This is a genomic window from Mycobacterium xenopi, from assembly GCF_009936235.1.
GTDB lineage: Bacteria > Actinomycetota > Actinomycetes > Mycobacteriales > Mycobacteriaceae > Mycobacterium > Mycobacterium xenopi.
Map to the genome: position 1 here is coordinate 544525 of NZ_AP022314.1, position 19464 is coordinate 563988.

At 67.6% G+C, this 19464-nt stretch carries 19 protein-coding genes and 1 pseudogene; 10 read left to right on the forward strand and 10 right to left on the reverse strand.

Features of this window, described 5'->3' with window-relative positions:
- Positions 1 to 82 precede the first annotated feature (82 nt).
- Complete coding sequence (locus tag MYXE_RS02295; protein WP_415624469.1) at positions 83 to 781, forward strand: alpha/beta fold hydrolase; 699 nt, start codon at positions 83 to 85, stop codon at positions 779 to 781.
- Here MYXE_RS02295 and MYXE_RS02300 read toward each other — a convergent pair.
- The gene (locus tag MYXE_RS02300) at positions 761 to 1660 is read right to left on the reverse strand and encodes an HhH-GPD family protein (protein WP_085196459.1); all 900 of its coding nucleotides are present in this window, start codon (positions 1658 to 1660) and stop codon (positions 761 to 763) included. The genes MYXE_RS02295 and MYXE_RS02300 overlap by 21 nt on opposite strands.
- Between MYXE_RS02300 and MYXE_RS02305 the strand changes: the two genes are divergently transcribed.
- Positions 1659 to 2291, forward strand: coding sequence for a carbonic anhydrase (locus MYXE_RS02305; protein ID WP_085196457.1), 633 nt, complete (start codon positions 1659 to 1661; stop codon positions 2289 to 2291). The two genes, MYXE_RS02300 and MYXE_RS02305, sit on opposite strands and share 2 nt — an antisense overlap.
- Before the next feature lie 112 nt (positions 2292 to 2403).
- Entirely contained in the window at positions 2404 to 3240 is an 837-nt protein-coding gene (locus MYXE_RS02310) for a hypothetical protein (protein WP_232061708.1), read from the forward strand.
- 10 nt (positions 3241 to 3250) lie between these two features.
- Here the strand turns inward: MYXE_RS02310 and disA are convergent, their stop codons facing one another.
- From disA to MYXE_RS02325, 3 genes are read right to left on the reverse strand one after another with little or no spacing between them, the layout of a single operon-like run.
- The gene (gene disA, locus MYXE_RS02315) at positions 3251 to 4357 is read right to left on the reverse strand and encodes a DNA integrity scanning diadenylate cyclase DisA (protein ID WP_085195569.1); all 1107 of its coding nucleotides are present in this window, start codon (positions 4355 to 4357) and stop codon (positions 3251 to 3253) included.
- Positions 4357 to 5799 carry a DNA repair protein RadA gene (gene radA, locus MYXE_RS02320; RefSeq protein ID WP_085195535.1) on the reverse strand — a complete coding sequence of 481 codons (1443 nt, stop codon included), beginning with the start codon at positions 5797 to 5799 and terminating at the stop codon, positions 4357 to 4359. The genes disA and radA overlap by 1 nt, the downstream gene beginning before the upstream one ends.
- Positions 5800 to 5834: 35 nt before the next feature.
- Positions 5835 to 6341: a hypothetical protein gene (locus MYXE_RS02325; protein WP_232061801.1), complete on the reverse strand. Its 507-nt coding sequence runs from the start codon at positions 6339 to 6341 to the stop codon at positions 5835 to 5837.
- 316 nt (positions 6342 to 6657) lie between these two features.
- Here MYXE_RS02325 and carD point away from each other — a divergent pair, with 316 nt between their 5' ends.
- From carD to MYXE_RS02355, 6 genes and pseudogenes are all read left to right on the forward strand, one after another.
- Complete coding sequence (carD, locus tag MYXE_RS02330) at positions 6658 to 7146, forward strand: RNA polymerase-binding transcription factor CarD (RefSeq protein WP_003921720.1); 489 nt, start codon at positions 6658 to 6660, stop codon at positions 7144 to 7146.
- A gap of 20 nt (positions 7147 to 7166) precedes the next feature.
- Positions 7167 to 7832: a 2-C-methyl-D-erythritol 4-phosphate cytidylyltransferase gene (gene ispD, locus MYXE_RS02335; protein ID WP_003921721.1), complete on the forward strand. Its 666-nt coding sequence runs from the start codon at positions 7167 to 7169 to the stop codon at positions 7830 to 7832.
- Positions 7829 to 8314: a 2-C-methyl-D-erythritol 2,4-cyclodiphosphate synthase gene (gene ispF, locus MYXE_RS02340; protein ID WP_085195537.1), complete on the forward strand. Its 486-nt coding sequence runs from the start codon at positions 7829 to 7831 to the stop codon at positions 8312 to 8314. Before ispD ends, ispF begins: the two co-directional genes overlap by 4 nt.
- Positions 8315 to 8383: 69 nt before the next feature.
- The gene (gene cysS, locus MYXE_RS02345; protein ID WP_085195539.1) at positions 8384 to 9793 is read left to right on the forward strand and encodes a cysteine--tRNA ligase; all 1410 of its coding nucleotides are present in this window, start codon (positions 8384 to 8386) and stop codon (positions 9791 to 9793) included.
- The gene (rlmB, locus tag MYXE_RS02350; protein WP_085195541.1) at positions 9793 to 10722 is read left to right on the forward strand and encodes a 23S rRNA (guanosine(2251)-2'-O)-methyltransferase RlmB; all 930 of its coding nucleotides are present in this window, start codon (positions 9793 to 9795) and stop codon (positions 10720 to 10722) included. Before cysS ends, rlmB begins: the two co-directional genes overlap by 1 nt.
- Before the next feature lie 10 nt (positions 10723 to 10732).
- Positions 10733 to 11721, forward strand: a pseudogene (locus tag MYXE_RS02355) (glycerophosphodiester phosphodiesterase family protein).
- Here MYXE_RS02355 and MYXE_RS02360 read toward each other — a convergent pair.
- The 4 genes from MYXE_RS02360 to kstR form a co-directional block, all read right to left on the reverse strand.
- Positions 11707 to 12951, reverse strand: a complete 1245-nt coding sequence (locus MYXE_RS02360; protein WP_085195543.1) for an SLC13 family permease — start codon at positions 12949 to 12951, stop codon at positions 11707 to 11709. The pseudogene MYXE_RS02355 and the gene MYXE_RS02360 sit on opposite strands and share 15 nt — an antisense overlap.
- A gap of 3 nt (positions 12952 to 12954) precedes the next feature.
- Positions 12955 to 13875, reverse strand: a complete 921-nt coding sequence (locus MYXE_RS02365) for an MBL fold metallo-hydrolase (protein WP_085195545.1) — start codon at positions 13873 to 13875, stop codon at positions 12955 to 12957.
- On the reverse strand, positions 13875 to 14633 hold the full coding sequence (locus tag MYXE_RS02370) for a LamB/YcsF family protein (RefSeq protein WP_085195547.1): 759 nt from the start codon (positions 14631 to 14633) through the stop codon (positions 13875 to 13877). Before MYXE_RS02370 ends, MYXE_RS02365 begins: the two co-directional genes overlap by 1 nt.
- 75 nt (positions 14634 to 14708) lie before the next feature.
- Positions 14709 to 15311, reverse strand: coding sequence for a cholesterol catabolism transcriptional regulator KstR (kstR, locus tag MYXE_RS02375; RefSeq protein WP_003921731.1), 603 nt, complete (start codon positions 15309 to 15311; stop codon positions 14709 to 14711).
- 254 nt (positions 15312 to 15565) lie between these two features.
- Between kstR and MYXE_RS02380 the strand changes: the two genes are divergently transcribed.
- The gene (locus MYXE_RS02380) at positions 15566 to 17668 is read left to right on the forward strand and encodes an acyl-CoA dehydrogenase (protein WP_085195549.1); all 2103 of its coding nucleotides are present in this window, start codon (positions 15566 to 15568) and stop codon (positions 17666 to 17668) included.
- Positions 17669 to 17749: 81 nt separating this feature from the next.
- Here MYXE_RS02380 and MYXE_RS02385 read toward each other — a convergent pair whose 3' ends face one another.
- Together MYXE_RS02385 and MYXE_RS02390 are read right to left on the reverse strand one after the other, a co-directional pair.
- Positions 17750 to 18280 carry a hypothetical protein gene (locus MYXE_RS02385; RefSeq protein WP_085195551.1) on the reverse strand — a complete coding sequence of 177 codons (531 nt, stop codon included), beginning with the start codon at positions 18278 to 18280 and terminating at the stop codon, positions 17750 to 17752.
- 22 nt (positions 18281 to 18302) lie between these two features.
- Complete coding sequence (locus MYXE_RS02390) at positions 18303 to 19370, reverse strand: ferredoxin--NADP reductase (protein WP_112650060.1); 1068 nt, start codon at positions 19368 to 19370, stop codon at positions 18303 to 18305.
- Positions 19371 to 19464 lie beyond the last annotated feature (94 nt).

A 19464-nucleotide genomic window follows, 5' to 3' on the forward strand; every position in this document is an offset into this window, starting at 1 on the left:
GGCTACCGTGCCCGACGTGGCCCCCGACCTGCTGACCCATCGCGGTGGACACGGCCAGCCCGTGGTGCTGGTTCACGGCTTGATGGGCCGGGGCAGCACGTGGTCGCGCCAGCTGCCGTGGCTGACCCGGCTAGGCACTGTCTATACGTATGACGCGCCGTGGCACCGGGGCCGTGATGTCGCCGACCCGTACCCGATCAGCACCGAGCGCTTCGTGGCCGACCTGCACGACGCGGTGAAAGCGTTGGCAACTCCCGTGCGGCTGGTTGGACATTCGATGGGCGCTTTGCACTCGTGGTGCCTGGCGGCGGAGCATCCCGAACTCGTCTCGGCGCTGGTGGTGGAGGACATGGCACCGGATTTCCGTGGCCGCACCACCGGGCCGTGGGAACCTTGGCTGCATGCTTTGCCCGTCGAATTCGACTCTGCCGAAAAGATATTCGCTGAATTCGGCCCAGTCGCCGGGCAGTACTTCTTAGACGCTTTCGACCGGACCGCGACCGGATGGCGGCTGCACGGTTACGTCGAACGCTGGATCGAAATCGCGGCCGAGTGGGGTACCCGCGACTACTGGTCGCAGTGGCGGGCAGTGCGCGCACCTGCGCTGCTCGTCGAAGCCGGTGACTCCGTCACACCACCTGGACAGATGCATATCATGCACGAAATAGGTTACTGCACAAGCTATCTGCATGTACCAGAAGCGGGTCACCTGGTGCACGACGAGGCGCCGCAGGTATACCGGCAGGCGGTGGAGTCGTTTTTACGGCGCTTCGCCCGCTAACGCATATCGACCGTCGGCCGTTCGCGTGACCAGGCCATCGGCAAGCAGCGAACTCAGGGCGCGCTCGCGCTGCTGACTATCGCTTAACCACGCCACGTCCAACTCAGCTTTGGTGGCCGGACAATCTCTGGCGCGCAATACATCCAGCAGGCATCCGCGGACCTGTCGGTCGGTTCCCGCATAGGTCTGGACCCGTTTGAACCCCTGTGAAGCGGGGTAACCGGCTCGCCGCCATGCACACTCGGGCAGCGGACACAATCCGCATCGCGGATTGCGCGCAGTGCACACCGTGGCGCCCAACTCCATCAGCGCTGCTGAAAACCGATGTGCTCGTTGGTCTTTCGGTAGCAGCGCGGCGACGTCAGCATGGTCGCGGGCGGCCGACGGTGCGGCGGCGTCGGCGCGGCCGCGCACCACGCGAGCCACCACGCGGCGCACGTTTGTGTCGACCACCGGCACCGGCTTTTGGTAGGCGAAGCACGCCACCGCCCGCGCGGTGTAGCCGCCGACACCGGGCAGCGTCAGCAGCGTATCGACGTCGTCGGGCACCACATCGGCGTGGTCGCGGGCGATCACGGTGGCGCACTCGTGCAGTCGCTTGGCCCGGCGCGGGTATCCCAGCTTGCCCCAGGCGCGCAGCACGTCGGCCGCGCTGGCTGCGGCGGTGGCCGAGGCGGTGGGCCAGCGCACCACCCAGTCCTGCCACACCGGAATAACCCGGGCCACCGGCGTTTGCTGCAGCATGAACTCGCTGACCAGGATCTGCCATGGGGTGACGCCCGGGCGCCGCCAGGGCAAGTCGCGCTTTGCCCGTTCGTACCAGTCGAGCAGTTGTGCCGCCGGCAGGCTCATCGACGGATACGGCAAAATGTGCGCCATGCCTAATACCAATCCCGTAACCGCGTGGAAGGCACTCAAGGAGGGTAACGAGCGATTCGTCGCCGGCAAGCCCCAACACCCCAGCCAGAGCGCCGAGCACCGGGCCAGCTTGGCCGCCGCGCAGAAACCCACCGCCGTGGTGTTCGGCTGCGGCGATAGCCGAGTGGCGGCCGAGATCATCTTCGACCAGGGTCTCGGCGACATGTTCGTGGTGCGCACTGCCGGCCACGTCGTCGACTCAGCGGTGCTGGGCTCCATCGAATACGCGGTGTCGGTGCTCAATGTCCCGCTGATCGTCGTCCTTGGCCACGACGGGTGCGGTGCCGTCAAGGCCACCCTCGCCGCACTCGAGGACGGTGCGGTGCCCGGCGGCTACGTGCGCGACGTGGTGGAGCGGGTGACGCCGTCGATCTTGTTGGGCCGCCGCGATGGGCTGACATCGGTGGACGAGTTCGAGGCCCGCCATGTCCGCGAGACGGCCGCGCAGCTACTAGCCCGCTCGACTGTCGTCGCCGAGCGGGTGGCCGCAGGCACTCTGGGGATCGCCTGCGTCACTTACCGGCTGGCCGAAGGCCGCACGGTGCTGCGCGATCACATCGGCGACATCGGCGATGAGGCTCAGCAACAGTAGCGTGACGTGATGATGCCACGGGGCCGCGGGCGCGCTCCGTGGTCGCGGCTGGCAAAGCGACACGCCGAGCGCGGTCGCTCGTGTCGGCGTGACCTGGGCTTACGGTGTGAATGTGCTGGATCTAGAGCCGCATGGCCCGCTGCCGCCAGAGATCTACTGGCGCCGTCGCGGACTCGCGCTGGGCATTGCGGTAGTAGTGATCGGGATCGTGGTCGCGATCGTCGTCGCAGTGATGAGCAGCAGTGCCGGCGCCAACACGACCGCGGCTGAGAAGCCAACCGCCGCACCGCCGGCAAAGTCCCCGATCGTGCAGCCCCAGGTGGTGACACCGGCTCCGCCGCCGACCGCACAGAACCCGGGCACTCCCGAGACACCGACCGCGGCGGTGCAGCCACCGCCAGTGCTCAAGGAGGGCGACGACTGCCCCGACTCGACACTTGCCGTCAAGGGGCTGACCAACCAACCCCAATACGTGATCGGCGACCAGCCCAAGTTCACCATGGTCGTCACCAACATCGGGTTGGTTTCCTGCAAACGTGATGTCGGAGCGGCCGTGCTGGCCGCCTACGTCTACTCATTGGACGGCAAGCGGTTGTGGTCGAACCTGGACTGCGCGCCCTCCAACGAGACGCTGATCAAAACGTTTGCGCCCGGCGAGCAGGTGGTCACTGCGGTGACGTGGACCGGGATGGGGTCGGCGCCGCATTGTCCGTTGCCGCGGCCGCCGATCGGACCCGGGACCTACAACCTCGTCGTGCAGCTGGGGAACCTGCGTTCGGCTCCCGTTCCGTTCATCTTGGCCCAGGCGCCGCCCCCGGGTGCCGCGCCCCCTCCGGGTGCCCCAGCCCCTGCCCCGGGCGCCGCGCCGCCCCCGGGTGCCCCGGCCCCTGCCGCACCCCAGCAGGGCGCTCCGGCACCCGAGGCACCACCCGCGCAGTCGGGCAACTGAGCCGGCGTGGTCAGCCAAGCGGATCGGCGATGGTCGACTCCGCCAACTGGGACAGACCTTCGCGGACATGACGCGCCCACATCGCGCCGATTCCGTCCACCGACTGCAGATCGGTGGCGGTGGCCGCCAGCAGGTCCTGCAACGAACCGAATGTCCGAACCAGCAGATCGACGTGTGCGAACTGCAGACGCGGGATACCGGCCATGGCGCGGTAGCCACGCGCGCTCATCGCTGAGTCCTGAGCTTCCGCAGTCGAGGGATACCCGAAAACCTTTGCCAGAACAGTGAAGTCGAGTAGCTCGGTGTCCGACAACGCGTCCAGCTCGTCCAGCGTGGCGGCCACCTGAGCCTTCGACGGCGGCTCGGGATTGGCGTGATAGTCACGCACGATCAGTTCCCGCGCGGCGTCGTTGCCGCCCAGCAATTCCTCGAGTTGCAAGCGCAATTGACGCCCGTCGGTGCCCAGCTCGACCGCATCGTTTTCGATCACCAGTCCGATCCGGCGGACCAACTCGAGTCGTTGCACCACCGTCATCACGTCGCGCAGCGTGACGAAGTCCTCGATCTCAGCCCGCGACAGCTGCCTGCTGACCTCGTCGAGTCGGGCCTTGTACCGTTCCAGGGTGGCGATCGCCTGGTTAGCCCGGGACAGGATGGTCGCCGAGTCGGCCAGCACATGTCGTTCCCCGCCCACGTAGACGGTCACGATGTTCATCGAGTGGCTGACCGAGATCACCGGGAAGCCGGTCTGAATGGCCGCCCGCTCCGCGGAGCGGTGCCGCGTTCCAGACTCGTCGGTCGGTATCGACGGATCAGGCACCAGCTGCACGTTCGCTCGCACGATGCGGCTGTCGTCGGTGGAGAGCACGACCGCCCCGTCCATCTTCGCCAGCTCCCGCAGCCGCGTCGGCGCGTAGCGCACGTCGAGGGAGAAGCCGCCGTCGCAGATGGCTTCCACGCTGTCGTCGTAACCCAGCACGATCAGCGCACCGGTGCGGCCACGTAGGATGCGTTCCAGACCATCCCGTAGTCCGGTGCCCGGCGCCAGCCGGCTGATCGCTTCACGCAAGGTGGGACGAGGTACCGGCGTGGTGCCGTTCAGCTTGCCCGGATTCATCACCACTTATTGTGCTCTGCGCCCACATCGCCGCGCGGTAGATCTAGTTGATGCAGCGGCGTAAGCGTCGCCCGGCGGTGTTTTGTTACGTCAACCAGGTGGTGCAGCGCTGCGACGATGCTCGGCGCCTCGAGCGCACGAAGACCTTGGGGCGCCGCCCCGCATCCGGCGGGGATCAACGCCGTCGTGAACCCCTGCCGGGCGGCTTCAGCCAGACGCCGTTCCATCCCGGCGACCCGGCGCAGGTCACCGGCCAGGCCCACTTCACCGATGATCACCGCAGTGCTGGGCAGCGGCAGGTTCGCATACGCGGAAGCCAGCGCCATCGCAACTGCCAGGTCCGACGACGGGTCGGTCAGACGCATGCCGCCCACGGTGGACAAGAAAATGTCAGTCACCGAGATGGGTAGCCGCGCATGGGTTTCCAACACCGCGGTGATCATCGCAGCCCGCGCATGGTCGATGCCGCTGACCGCCCGCCGCGGTGACCCTCCCGATGGTCGGGCCAACAGTGCCTGCACTTCGCCGATCAACGGCCGCTTCCCATCCAGCGTCACCGTGATAGCGGTGCCGGGCACCGGCTCCGGCCGCTGATCGAGAAACAGGCCGGACGGATCGTTCACTCCTTCAATTCCCTTGTCCTGCAACAGAAAACACCCAACCTCATCCGTGGTGCCGAACCGGTTCTTGACGCAGCGCACCATGCGCAGGGCGGAGTTGCGGTCGCCGTCGAAGTGCAGCACCACGTCCACGAGATGTTCCAGCGATCGCGGTCCGGCAATCGCGCCGTCCTTGGTGACATGGCCGACGAGAAGCAGCGCTACGCCGGTTCGCTTCGCGGCTGCGGTCAGCCCGGAGGTGACGGCCTTGACTTGGGTGACTCCGCCCATTGCGCCGTCGGCATCGGTGGTAGACAAAGTCTGGACCGAGTCCACGACAACCAGCGTGGGCGCCACCGCCTCGATATGGTCCAGCACCGCGTGCAGATCGGATTCGGCCGCCAGGTACACCTGGTCGTGGCTGCAACCGGTGCGGTCGGCCCGCATCCGGATCTGGCCGGCGGATTCCTCACCGGAGACGTATAGCGCGCGCCGCCCCGCCTGTGCCCACCGGTGGGCAACCTTGAGCAGCAGCGTCGACTTGCCCACACCGGGATCGCCCGCCAGCAGCGTCACCGAACCGGGCACCACGCCGCCGCCGAGCACCCGATCCAGTTCACCGACTCCGGTCGGGCAGTGGTGGGTATGGTGCGGCTCGATGGCGCTGATCGGAAGGGCCCGGCAAGCCTGCAGCGGTGACCGGCGGGCCGTGCCGCGAACCGCGGAGAGCAGCGCAACCTCGTCGACGGTGCCCCACGTGCCGCACGCCAGGCAGCGGCCCACCCATTTGGCGGTCACGTGGTGACATTGCGAGCAGCGGTACTGCGAACGCGCCTTGGCCACGCCGCGACGATATCGGCGGGGTGTGACAAGCCGGACTACGACGGATGCTCGGCCTGCGCCGGGGCCCGCTCCTCCGGGGTCGTCGAGCCCGCCGAAATGGGGACTATCACGGTCGCGCTCCCCGCCTTCTCGAACGAGAAGCTGAACCGGTAAGTCAGCCCGTTGGTGATTGGTTTGGCCAGCGCCACAGTGGCCTTGGCGGCGTTCGCGGGCTCGACGGCGTGCAGAGCCTTGACGGCCTGTCCGTCGGGTGTGCCGACCAATAACTTGCCTCCAGCAGGCAGTCGAGTATCGCCAGTCACGGTCACCGCGCCGATATCGGTAGTGACGCCGACCAGCTTGTCGTCGACATCCGGCGACTGGTTGGTGGCCACGAACACCAGGTCCACGGTTTGACCGGGCCGCAGGAAGTCCCCGGTTTGCACCGCCTTGATGTAGACGTTGCGCAGCGCGACGTATTTGACCGAGCCTTCGCCGCCGTTGACGGCTGACTGCTGTTCCGAGGTCTGTGCGATCTGGCCGCTGCTGCAGCCGGTGAGCATGGCGACGGCGACCAGGCCGGTCGCGGCCAGCACGGCGGTCCTGACGCGGTTCACTCAATGCCTCCTGCCACGGTTCGACTATGCACAGTAGTAGCACGCTCACCCCGGCGGTAGCGCAGGGCGTCCTAGCAGCCCAGCGGGGTGTTGACCAGCCCGGCCGGCATTCCACGGGGCTTTCCGATGAGAGGGCCCCTTGCATGAATCCGCGCATCTGTCAAGCCCCAGTTCTCACCTGCGGTGCCCCTGACCTGCACCGTTGTTCCGCGCGTGTCAAAGGGCCGTGTTAGCATGAAGTAACGAAAGGGGCTCGAATCAGATGATTTTTAAGGTCGGAGACACCGTCGTCTATCCACACCACGGTGCTGCGTTGATCGAGGCGATCGAAACCCGAACCATCAAAGGGGAACAAAAGGAATATCTCGTCTTGAAAGTGGCGCAGGGAGACCTCACCGTTCGAGTGCCCGCCGAGAACGCCGAATACGTCGGCGTCCGCGATGTGGTCGGACAGGAAGGCCTCGACAAGGTTTTCCAGGTGCTGCGCGCTCCGCACACCGAGGAGCCGACGAACTGGTCGCGCCGCTACAAGGCCAATCTCGAAAAACTCGCGTCCGGCGATGTGAACAAGGTGGCCGAGGTAGTGCGTGACCTGTGGCGCCGCGACCAAGAGCGCGGTCTCTCGGCGGGCGAGAAACGCATGCTTGCCAAGGCGCGGCAGATCTTGGTCGGTGAATTGGCCCTGGCCGAGAACACCGACGACGCGAAGGCGGAGACCATCCTCGACGAGGTTTTGGCCGCCGCGTCATAAACGCCCGGGGGGCATGCAGTGTGACGGGCACGGTAGTCGCGGTGGTCCCGGCTGCAGGCGCGGGGGAGCGGTTAGCCGCCGGTGTCCCGAAGGCATTCTTCCACCTTGACGGGCGTACCTTGGTCGAGCGCGCCGTCGTCGGTTTACTGGACTCTGGCGTCGTCGACCGGGCGGTGGTCGCGGTGCCACCCGATCGGACCGACCAAGCCAAGTTGATACTCGGACACCTGGCAACCGTCGTGGCCGGAGGCGCGAACCGCAGCCAATCGGTCAGCCTGGCGTTGGCCGCCGCGGGCGAGCCCGACTTCGTGCTGGTGCACGACGCCGCGCGAGCGCTGACACCGCCGCAGTTGGTGATGCGCGTAGTCGAGGCGCTGCGCGCCGGGCACCCGGCGGTGGTGCCGGCATTGCCCGTGCCGGACACGATCAAGGCCGTCGACGCCGACGGTGTGGTGCTGGGAACGCCGGAGCGGGCGGGCCTGCGGGCAGTGCAGACCCCGCAGGGCTTTGCCACCGAGCTGTTGCTACGGGCGTATCAGCGCGCCGAGGGCGGCGATTTCACCGACGACGCCTCGGTCGTCGAGCACGTCGGCGCCCAGGTCCAGGTGATCGACGGAGACCCGTTGGCGTTCAAGATCACCACCGCCCTCGACTTGTTGTTGGCCAAGGCGATCGTGAGCCGGTGAGCCTGCTGCCGCGCATCGGACTGGGCACCGATGTACACCCCATCGAACCAGGGCGGCCGTGTTGGCTGCTCGGCCTGCTGTTTCCCGACGTCGACGGTTGCGCCGGACATTCGGACGGCGACGTGGCCGCACATGCGCTTTGCGATGCTTTGCTGTCGGCGGCGGGCCTCGGCGATATCGGTGAGGTGTTCGGGGTCGACGACCCCCGCTGGCGCGGCGTCAGCGGCACCGGCATGCTCGGCCACGTCCGCGACCTGCTCACCGCCAACGGCTACCAGGTCGGCAACGCCGCCGTGCAGGTGATCGGCGACCGACCCAAAGTGGGTCCCCGCCGCGCCGAGGCGCAGGAGTTGCTGTCGGGGTTGCTGGGGGCGCCGGTGTCGGTGTCGGCCACCACCACCGACGGGCTGGGCCTGACCGGGCGAGGGGAAGGCCTGGCCGCGGTCGCGACCGCGCTGGTCTTCCGGCGAGCAGAAGCGTAAGCCCCTTTCCGTGGGCACGGACCCGGCGAACACGGCTGCGGCGCGAATAGCCCGGTAAGCTGGCACGTCGTGACCGATCGCGCCCAGCTGCGGCTTCACGACACGGCGAGCGGTGCCGTGCGTGATTTCATTCCGCTGCGGCCCAGGCACGTCTCCATCTACCTGTGCGGCGCCACCGTTCAGGGCCTGCCGCACATCGGGCACGTCCGCAGCGCCGTGGCCTTCGACATACTGCGCCGTTGGCTGATCGCCCGGGGATACGACGTGGCATTTATCCGCAACGTGACCGATATCGACGACAAGATCCTCAACAAGGCCGCCGCTGCTGGCCGGCCATGGTGGGAGTGGGCCGCCACCTACGAGCGTGAGTTCACCGCCGCCTACGACGCGCTGGGCGTGTTGCCCCCGTCGGCGGAACCCCGCGCCACCGGGCACATCACCCAGATGGTCGAGCTGATCGAGCGGTTGATCGACAGCGGTCATGCCTACCCGGGCAACGGCGATGTCTACTTCGACGTGCTGAGCTACCCCGAATACGGACGGTTGTCAGGGCACAGGATCGAGGACGTCCATCAGGGCGAGGGAGCCGCTCCCGGCAAACGCGATCAGCGCGACTTCACCCTCTGGAAGGCCGCCAAGCCCGGTGAGCCGTCTTGGCCTACACCGTGGGGCCGGGGGCGTCCCGGCTGGCACCTGGAATGCTCCGCGATGGCCCGCACCTACCTCGGCTCGGAGTTCGACATCCATTGCGGAGGAATGGATTTGGTGTTCCCGCACCACGAGAACGAAATTGCGCAGAGCCGTGCCGCAGGTGACGGGTTCGCCCGCTACTGGCTGCACAACGGCTGGGTCACCATGGGCGGGGAGAAGATGAGCAAGTCGCTGGGCAACGTGTTGTCCATCCCGGCCATGCTGGAACGGGTCCGGCCCGCCGAACTGCGCTACTACCTGGGCAGCGCCCACTACCGCTCGATGCTGGAATTCTCCGAAACTGCACTGCAGGACGCGGTCAATGCCTACGTCGGGATCGAGGATTTCCTGCATCGCGTGCGACGCAGGGTTGGCGCCGTGGTTCCGGGTTGCTGGACTCCCCGGTTCGCGCAGGCGCTCGACGACGACCTTTCGGTTCCGATCGCGCTGGCCGAGATTCACCACGCGCGCACCGAAGGCAACCGGGCTCTCGACGCGGGCGACCACGATGTCGCCCTGGCCAAGGCCAGCGCAATCCGCGCAATGATGGGCATCCTCGGCTGCGATCCGCTCGACGAGCGTTGGGACTCTCGCGACGAGACGTCGGCCGCGCTGACCGCCCTGGACGTGCTGGTGCAGGCCGAACTGCAGCGGCGGGAAAGGGCCCGCGAGCAACGAAACTGGGCGCTGGCCGATGAAATTCGTGACCGGCTCAAGCAAGCCGGGATCGAGGTGACCGATACCGCCGACGGTCCGCAGTGGTCACTGGTCGGCAATGACAACAAGTGATGGCCGGTAACTCGCGGCGCCGCGGGGCGGTGCGCAAACCCGGCACCAAGAAAGCCCGCACCGTCGGCTCGGGCGGACAGCGCCGCCGCGGCCTGGAGGGACGCGGCCCCACCCCGCCGGCGCACATGCGCCCGTATCATCCCGCCGCCAAAAGAGCCAAGTCGCAACCACGTAAGCCGGCCAAACCCGGCGACGACACCGAGGTGGTGCTTGGCCGCAACCCGGTGCTGGAATGCCTGCGCGCAGGCGTACCCGCGACCGCGCTCTACGTCGCGCTCGGCACCGAGGCCGACGAACGGCTGACCGAATCCATAAGACTGGCAGCCGATTCGGGCATCGCAATTTTGGAGGTGCCGCGCACAGACCTGGACCGCATCACGACCAACGGGCTGCATCAGGGCATCGCGTTACAGGTCCCGCCCTACCGCTATGCCCACCCCGACGACTTGCTCGCCGCCGCGATGGAGTCACCGCCGGCGCTGCTGGTCGCGTTGGACAACATCTCCGATCCGCGCAACCTGGGCGCGGTCGTGCGCTCGGTGGCGGCGTTCGCCGGGCATGGTGTGCTGATCCCGCGGCGGCGCTCCGCGGCGGTGACGGCGGTGGCGTGGCGGACCAGTGCCGGTGCCGCGGCCCGTGTTCCGGTGGCACGTGCTGCGAATCTAACTCGGACACTGAAGGATTGGGCTGACCGCGGGCTACGGGTAATCGGGTTGGACGCCGGCGGAGCTACGACTATCGACGAGCTGGACGGCACCGACCCGTTGGTTGTCGTCGTGGGTTCGGAAGGCAAGGGTCTGTCCCGGCTGGTGCGGCAGACCTGCGATGAGGTGGTGTCCATCCCGATGGCCGGCCCCGCCGAGTCGCTGAATGCCTCGGTGGCCGCCGGTGTGGTGCTCGCCGAAATCGCCCGCCAGCGCCGCAGATAGCCTCGCTGCCATGCTGGCCCGGTTCGGCGCGTTCCTGCTGGCGGTGGCGGTCGCACTGGGCGCTCCGAAGCCGGCGGCAGCCGCACCGGCCGCCGGCTTCGATGTGGTGGCGCATCGCGGCGGTGCCGGTGAGACGACCGAGGAATCGCTGCGCGCGTTCGCCAAATCACTTGAGCTTGGGGTTAGCACACTGGAATTCGACATTGGCATCACCAAGGACCATCAACCTGTGGTGTGGCACGACGCGACGATCGAGCCCAGCAAGTGCGCCGACACCGCGCCGGCGTTCACCGGCGACCCGCAATATCCCTACGTCGGAAAGCTGGTGCACGAACTCACCTTGGCGCAAATCCGCATGCTTGACTGCGGCAAACTGCTCAGCGAGTTCCCGAATGCGGAAGTTGTGTGGGGCAACAAGATCGCAACCCTGCCTGATGTCTTCGCGCTGACCGGATCCTATCGAGCCGACGTGCGCTACGACATCGAAACCAAGGTCGACGCTGCCGATCCGGCGAGAACGGCCGGGCCCGCAGGAATTTGTCGACGTGATATTGGCGGCGGTCAGGGCCGCGGGCAAGGCCGGGCCGGGTGGAGATCGAGAGCTTCGACTGGCGGACATTGCCAATGGTGCGTCAAGCCGAGCCGTCGATTCCGTTGGTGGCGTTGTGGAACGAGGCGACCTGGACGCCGGGTTCGGTGTGGCTGGCGGGCATCAACCCAGCCGTTGTCGGCGATCCGATCGTCGGCGCCAAGATCGTCGGTGCCGACATCGTCTCACCCGACTACGAAGTTGTCGACGAAGCATTCGTGAATCGGGCGCACGCGTTGGGGCTCAAGGTCATCCCGGCTACGGTCAACGACGCCGAGACGATGCGGGCCCAGATCGCCGCCGGTGCCGACGGCATCGTCACCGACTATCCCACGCTGCTGCGCAGGATGCTGGCCGAGCTGGCAATGCCGTTGCCGCCCGCGTACCACCGCTGGTCAAACCCCCAATAGCCGCACGCTGAGCCACAGCGCCAGCACCGACGTCACCAACGCCGTGGGCACGGTGCACAGCCCCAGCCGCGTGTACTCGCCGACACTGGCCGGCACGTCATACCTGCGAAGAACCCTGCGCCACAATAGGTTCGACAGCGAGCCAGCATAGGTCAGGTTGGGACCGATGTTGACCCCGAGTAGCACCGCCAAGATCGCCGCCGGCCCGCTGGTCGCGGCCAGCGGCAGCAGCACCAGCGTCGCCGGCAGGTTGTTGACGATGTTGGCCAACGCGGCGGCAGCCGCAGCGATACCAAGCAACGCGAGCAACCCACAGCCGGTGGGGATCAGCGCACACATGCGACTGGCCAGGCCGTTGAGCATGACTGCCTGCACCACAACGCCCAGCGCCAGCACGAACACCAAGAACGGCACGTTGACCGCGCGCACGATCTCCACCGCCGAGGTGCGCCGATGGCGCAGGCTTCGCGCAGCCAGGACCGCAGCTCCGGCAAGCGCTGCCCACGCGGGCGCGACGCCGGCGGCTTCGGCGATCGCGAAGCCCGCCAGCGTCAGCGCCACCACCAGCAACACGAACACGGGCAGCTGTGGTGGTGGGCCGACCTCGTGGCGGTCGGGCACCACACGCAGATCAGCCGCAAAAAACCAGCGGAACACGACGTACACGGTGGCCACCGCAGCCACCCACGGCAATGCCATCACCAGCGTGAACTTGATGAACGACAGGTCAGCGACGTGAAACGCCAGCAGGTTGGTCAGGTTCGACACCGGAAGCAGCAGCGAGGCGGCATTGGCCAAATGAGCGCTGGCGTAGGCGTGCGGGCGCACCGGTGCCCGCAGCCAGCGCACCGTGGCCAGCACCACCGGCGTCAACAACACCACGGTGGCGTCCAAGCTCAGCACCGCGGTGATAATCGCGGCGATCGCAAACACCTGCCGCAGCAGATGCCGCGACGGCCCGGCATGCGCCCGGGCCATCGCCGCCCCGGCGGCCTCGAACAGCCCCTCGTCGTCGCACAGTTTGGCCAGCACCAGCACCGCGCCCAGGAACGCGACAACCCGCAGCAGCCGTGCGGCCTCGGCTGCGGCCTCATGCGCGGAGATCGCGCCGACCAGGATCAGCACGACGGCGGCCGGGACCGCGGCGAAGGCCTCAGGCCAGCCGCGTGGGCGCGCGACCGCGAAGCCCAGGACGACGGCAAGCAACACCAGGGCGAGAATCAGTGTCAACGTTCAGGTCCACGGATCCTCGCGGCGCCACACCGTCGGCAAATGCAGCGCAACCTCGTCCCGCGCGGCCAACTCACCCAAGATGCGCAGAGACGCGTCCAGGTCGTCAGCCATATACGGCAAAGCCCGCAACGGTTTTGACAGCGGGCGGAAGAAGTCGTCCCAGTGGATCAGCACCACGCGGCGCGCGCCCACCGCGCGCACGGTCTGCGACCAGTAGTCGAGCAGATACGACCTGGGCAGCACGCCGAGCTGTCCCACCCCGAGGTAGACGACCTCGGCGTGCTGGCCGACCAGTGCGCCTTGCACAAACCCCGCGCTGCCCTGGATCAACAACCGTCGGCCCGACGGGCGGTGATGGACCAGCATCGACCACGCCTCCCCACACCGGAAGGCCGACGCCTTCACCGGCGGTCGCAGCGGTGTCGCGATCACACCGGGAAACCGGTCGGGCGGAGAATGACGCGACTTCACCAGCGTTATGTCATAGGCGCCCAACGAGATTGGCTCGCCCGAGGCCGCGACCACCAACCGGTCTTCGGGAAGGCCGTATCCGCGCCCGATATTGGCCGCCGACTCGCCACCCACCAGCCGAGCACCCGTGGCATCGGCGACCAGCGCCGAGTCCAGCGCGTGATCAATGTGGGTGTGCACCGGGATGACGGCCGCCAGCCGCGACACGTTGGCGCGGGCCAGGCAGCCGTAGACGCGGGCCGGCGACGGCGACACCCCGCGCAGCGCTACCCGGGCCAAGCCGGGACGAGAAAAGTAGCCGTCGGTCATCAGCGCGGAGGTGCCGTCGTCGAGCAGCAGCGTCGTCACGCCCAGCCACGTAACAGACAGGGGCGCATCAGGTTTTGCCGCGGGTACGTCGAATCTGTCGGAGTAGCGGGCGATGTTCGGCCGCCTCGGCTTGAGCCGCATCAGCAAAAGGCCTTCACGTCCACACCGCTGGCCTTCAAGTTATCCCTCACCGCTGAGGCGATCTGCACCGCACCCGGCGAATCACCATGCACGCAAACCGATTCCACGCTGATCGGGATCGTGGAGCCGTCGACAGCGGTGACCCGGCCCGATGTCACCATGCTCAGCACCCGCTCGGTGATGGCAGCCGGATCATGAAGCACCGCACCGGGGTGCCGGCGGGACACCAGCTGGCCATCCGGCCGGTAGGCACGATCAGCGAAAGCTTCCGGCACAGTGCGCAAACCACGTGCCTGCGCTTCGTCGAAAAACGCCGAGCCGGCCAGGCCTAGCACCGGCAAGCCGGCGTCGACAACGCGCACTGCTTCGGCCACAGCGGCGGCCTGGTCACGGTGGGTCACGATCGTGTTGTACAGCGCCCCATGGGGTTTCACGTAGCGGACCGCTGAGCCCGCAACCTGCGCGATGGCCTGCAACGCCCCTATCTGGTAGACGACGTCGGCGAGCAGATCGTCGGCGGAGACGTCAATGAACCGCCTGCCGAACCCGGCCAGGTCCCGGTAGCCTACTTGCGCGCCGATCCGCACACCCCGTTCGGCAGCTGCCCGGCAAACCCGCAGCAGGCCCGCTGGGTCCCCGGCGTGGAAACCACACGCGATGTTGGCGCTGGTGACGATGCCGAGCATGGCGTCGTCGTCGCCGAGCCGCCACACGCCGAAGCCCTCACCCAGGTCGGCGTTGAGGTCCACCGCCACCACGGAACCCGAGCCTAAGCGATCTCCCGACGACCCGCCGCGGCTAGCCGATTCCGTTAAGGCCCTGCCGGCCGGATGTCAGCTTTTGGCGTGCTCCTCGCCGAGCAGAAGCCGCACCGCCAGGTCCAGCCGCTTGCTGACGTCGGTGGCCGACGCGCGCCGGGTCAGCCACGCAAGCAGGTTGGACAGCCACACATCCGAGATCACCCGGGCGATGTGGTACTGGTCCTCGGTCGGTTCACCGTCGGCCATGGCCCGGGCGAACATCGAATCGATCAGTTTCTCGACGTGATCAACCTCACCCGCCGCGGAGGCGTCGGCGAACACATAGGCGCGGGTCATCGCCTCGGTCAGCAGCGGGTTGCGCTGCATGGCGCGGTTGAGTTTGCTGACCATGAAGTTCAGCCGCTGATACGGCGTGCCGCCGGGCAGCGTGGAGCGGTCGGTCTTGGCGTCGATGCGCTCGAACTCTCGACCCAGCGCCGAGACCAGCAGATGCACCTTCGACGGGAAATACCGGTACAAAGTGCCCACCGCGACGTCGGCTCGGTCGGCCACCGCCCGCATCTGAACCGCCTCGTAGCCGCCCTTGGAGGCGATGGCCATCGTCGCGTCCAGGATCCGCTTGCGCCGCTCGCGCTGTGCCTCGGAGCCCAGCTCGGATTCAGCCAGGACCGCCACGTTCATGACCTCGCGAGGCTGCGCGCTCGACGCGCCAGCCGAGTTGGTGTTCGCTGGCCCCGAGATGTGAGGGGACATGTGCCGGACAGCTCCTTCGTGTGGCGATCTCGCTGAAAACGATACGCATCCTGAACGTCGATTGCTCACCTCCGTGCGGCCTGGGACACCGGCGTGTGCTGCTGCAATGGCGTTCGACTTGACGGTCGATCGCTGGCACTATTAGAACACGTTCTAGTCAACCGAGGAGCCGTAACGTGCCGACCACCATCAGCGACGAGCAATTGGCAGCGCGGGGGTTGGTGCGTGACTGGGCCGCCGGCGCGGGCACGACGGCCGCGGTTCGCGACATCGAGCAGGGAAAGCGCGAGGCCTGGCAGCCGGTGTACGACGGCCTGGCCGGTCTGGGGCTGTTCGGTGTGGCGGTGCCTGAGGACTGCGGCGGCGCTGGCGGGCGGGTCGAGGACCTGTGCGCGATGGTCGAGGAGGCGGCCAGGGCCTTGGTGCCGGGCCCGGTCGCGACGACGGCGTTGGCCACGCTGGTGGTGTCCGATCCGCGGGTGCGCGGCCAGCTGGCATCCGGCGAACGCGTCGCCGGGGTGGCGCTGAGCGCCGACCTGCGCGTCGATGGCGCCGTGCGCGTAACGGGCACGGTGCCGTGGGCGCTGGGTGCGACGGACGGCGGGCTGTTGTTGGTGCCGGCGGACGGCACATGGCTGCTGATCGACGCCGTCGACGACGCCGTGTCGGTCGAGCCGCTTCAGGCCACCGACTTTTCCCGTCCACTGGCGCGGGTGGTGCTGACGTCGGCACCGGCCACCGTGGTGGACCGGCCGGTCGAAGACCTCGCCGCCGCGGTGCTGGCCGCCGAGGCGGCGGGGGTGACGCGGTGGGCGCTGGACACCGCCGTCGAATATGCGAAAGTGCGTGAGCAGTTCGGCAAGCCGATCGGCAGCTTCCAGGCGATCAAGCACATCTGCGCCGAAATGCTCTGCCGCGCAGAGCAAGTCGCGGTGGCTGCGGCCGACGCCGCGCACGCGGCCGCCGACCCGGACCCCGAACAGTTGTCGATCGCCGCCGCCATCGCCGCCAGCATCGGCATCGAGGCCGCCAAGGCCAACGTCAAAGACTGCATTCAGGTGCTCGGCGGCATCGGCATCACCTGGGAGCACGACGCGCATCTGTACCTGCGTCGGGCCTACGGCATCGGGCAGTTCCTCGGCGGCTCGGCGCGCTGGCTGCGCCGCACCGCGGCGCTGACCCGCGCCGGGGTGCGCCGGCGGCTGGGCATCGACCTCGGCGAGGTCGCGGATTTGCGGCCCCAGATCACTGCGACTGTCGCCGAGATCGCCGCGCTGCCCAAGAACAAACAGCAGGTGGCCCTCGCCGAAGCGGGCCTGCTGGCGCCGCACTGGCCACCACCCTACGGGCGCGGCGCCTCCCCCGCCGAGCAGCTGCTGATCGACCAGGAGATGGCCGCGGCCGGCGTCGAACGGCCCGACTTGGTGATCGGGTGGTGGGCGGCGCCGACGCTCCTCGAGCACGGCACACCCGAGCAGATCGAGCGCTTCGTGCCGGCCACCCTGCGCGGCGAAATCTTTTGGTGCCAGCTGTTTTCCGAACCGGGGGCAGGTTCGGACCTGGCGTCGCTGCGCACCAAGGCGGTGCGGGTCGACGGCGGCTGGAAACTAACCGGCCAAAAAGTGTGGACGTCGTCGGCGCACAAAGCGCAGTGGGGGGTGTGCCTGGCAAGAACGGACCCAAACGCGCCGAAACACAAAGGCATCACCTACTTTCTGGTGGACATGAGCTCGCCCGGCATCGTGATCCGACCGCTGCGCGAAATCACCGGTGACGCCCTGTTCAACGAGGTTTTCCTGGAAGACGTGTTCGTTCCCGACGAGATGGTCGTCGGCGCGGTCAACGACGGCTGGCGGTTGGCGCGCACCACGCTGGCCAACGAGCGGGTCGCGATGGCCACCGGCACCGCGCTGGGTAACCCGATGGAAGAGCTGCTCACTGCGGCAGCCGATTTGGACCTCGACGTCGCTCGTCAAGACCAGCTCGCGCGGCTGATCGTCGCCGCGCAGACCGGTGCGCTACTCGACCAGCGCATCGCGGAGCTGGCGGTCGGCGGCCAAGATCCCGGCGCGCAGTCCAGTGTCCGCAAACTCATCGGCGTGCGATACCGGCAGGCTCTAGCCGAATTCCGGATGGACATCGCCGAAGGTGCCGGGGTGGTCGAGGACGGCGTGGTCCACGACTTCCTCAACACCCGCTGCCTGACCATCGCGGGCGGCACCGAACAGATCCTGCTCACACTGGCCGCCGAGCGGCTGCTCGGCCTCCCGCGGGGATAGGCTTGTCGCCACGAAACAGAAGCCAGGGTCGTCAATCTCGCGGCTGTCACGACCGTGGCTTCTGTTTCGCGGGCGGGCGTGTCAGGAAAACCCGGTTTGCGCGCAGGTGCTGGGCGAGGTGAGGTTGACTGCGGCGTAGACCACCTGGATGTGCGTGCACGCGATCACGTTGACGTCCGTCTTCGGTTGGCCGGTGCGCCAATCCGTGGAGTCGATCCGTCCGGAGGTCTGGTACTTCTCGGGTGGCCCGTCACCGAAGTAGACGGTGGTGATCACGTCGGACCCGCCTGATTTCATGACCCTCTCGAATTGCCCATTGGCGTGCACGTCGAGGTAAGCCAGCCGATCTGTTGAGCGGATCTCGGTGCTCTGCCGCGACCACAGGTCGGGCGGAAACCCGGTCACCCCATCGGGTGTGCGCAAGTCGGCGCCGGCGGTGAAATCGCAACTGCCCGTTGCCCGGTGACAGTCGACGACGATGTGCGTCTCGAGCTGAGTCGCCTCGTCGACGGGGAACAGCGTCGTAGCGGTGTTGCTGGCCGCCGATGACAAAGGAGCTAATCCCAGCATCAGTCCCGCGCCGCCCAGCGCCGCCACCAGCCGCTTGCCCATCAGCAGAACCTAACGCCCGCGGCTACTCGTCGTAGGTGACTTCGACCGAATCGGTCTCCGGGCGAGACTGGCACGCCAGGATCAGCCCTTCGTCGAGATCTTGCTGCTCGAGCACGTCGTTGACCTCCATGTTGACCTTCCCGCGGCGCAACGTGCAGGCGCAGGCGCCGCAGTGACCTTCCCGGCAGGAAAACGGCGCATCCAGGCCGCGGTCCAGCAGCACGTCCAGCAGCTTGGCGTGCCGCGGCCATGACACGGTGTGGGTTTCACCGTCGAGCTGCACGACCACGGTGGCCGGGGGCTCGTCGCCGGAATCCTCGACCGTCACGGCGGCGAACGGGTCGGTGTCCAGCGACCGGAACACCTCGAGGTGGATGCGTTGCGCCGGCACGCTCAGTGAGTCCAACGCGTCGCGGCTGGCCTGCATGAACGGTCCCGGTCCGCAGATGAAGACCTCGTGGTCGGTGTAAGGGGCGGCCAGCTTGGCCAGCGCGGCGGCGCTGGGCAGGCCCTGCAGTGACTCCAGCCAGTGCACGACGGTCAGCCGGTCGGGATACTTGGCGGCCAACTCCCGCAACGCCTCGCCGAAGATCACCGAGCGGTCGTCGCGGTTGGCGTAAAGCAGCACCACCTGCCCGCTGCCCTCGACAAGCGCGGATTTGCAGATCGACATGATCGGGGTGATCCCACTGCCCGCCGCGATCAGCAAGAAATCGTCGTCGAGTGTTTTCGGCACGAAGTTGCCGGACGGGGCCAGCACGTGGATCCGCATCCCGGGATGGGCGTGGTCGCACAACCAGTTCGACGCATACCCGTCGGTGGTTCGTTTGACGGTCACGGTGAGCGCGTCCCCGGTGAACGGCGAGCCACACAGCGAATAGCAGCGCGCCACCGAGCCGGTGCGCTCGCTCGGGACGCGCAGGGTCAAGAACTGGCCGGGCGCGTAGCGCAGCCGGTCCGCGGGAATGTTCGCGCCGTCGGGGACGGCGAAGACCAGCGAGCTCGCCTCGTCGGTCTCGGCGATCACCTCGGCGACCTGCAGCTCGAGCACGTGACTGCCCAGCGGCTCGTCGGGAACTGTATCGGTCAAGGCCCCGGCTTTCTCTTCCGCCATAACTAGAACAGGTTACAGAAAACGCGTTAACTGGCGCTACCAGCCGCAGGAATACCCTGCTCGACACGAA

Bases quoted from the DNA above. Each gene is read 5' to 3' on its own strand.
- MYXE_RS02305 (WP_085196457.1), top strand. From the start codon at position 1,659: ATGCCTAATACCAATCCCGTAACCGCGTGGAAGGCACTCAAGGAGGGT.
- MYXE_RS02295 (WP_415624469.1), top strand. From the start codon at position 83: ATGGGCCGGGGCAGCACGTGGTCGCGCCAGCTGCCGTGGCTGACCCGG.
- MYXE_RS02300 (WP_085196459.1), bottom strand. From the start codon at position 1,660: ATGGCGCACATTTTGCCGTATCCGTCGATGAGCCTGCCGGCGGCACAA.
- disA (WP_085195569.1), bottom strand. From the start codon at position 4,357: ATGAATCCGGGCAAGCTGAACGGCACCACGCCGGTACCTCGTCCCACC.
- carD (WP_003921720.1), top strand. From the start codon at position 6,658: ATGATTTTTAAGGTCGGAGACACCGTCGTCTATCCACACCACGGTGCT.
- rlmB (WP_085195541.1), top strand. From the start codon at position 9,793: ATGGCCGGTAACTCGCGGCGCCGCGGGGCGGTGCGCAAACCCGGCACC.
- MYXE_RS02325 (WP_232061801.1), bottom strand. From the start codon at position 6,341: ATGCTCACCGGCTGCAGCAGCGGCCAGATCGCACAGACCTCGGAACAG.
- MYXE_RS02365 (WP_085195545.1), bottom strand. From the start codon at position 13,875: ATGCGGCTCAAGCCGAGGCGGCCGAACATCGCCCGCTACTCCGACAGA.
- MYXE_RS02385 (WP_085195551.1), bottom strand. From the start codon at position 18,280: ATGGGCAAGCGGCTGGTGGCGGCGCTGGGCGGCGCGGGACTGATGCTG.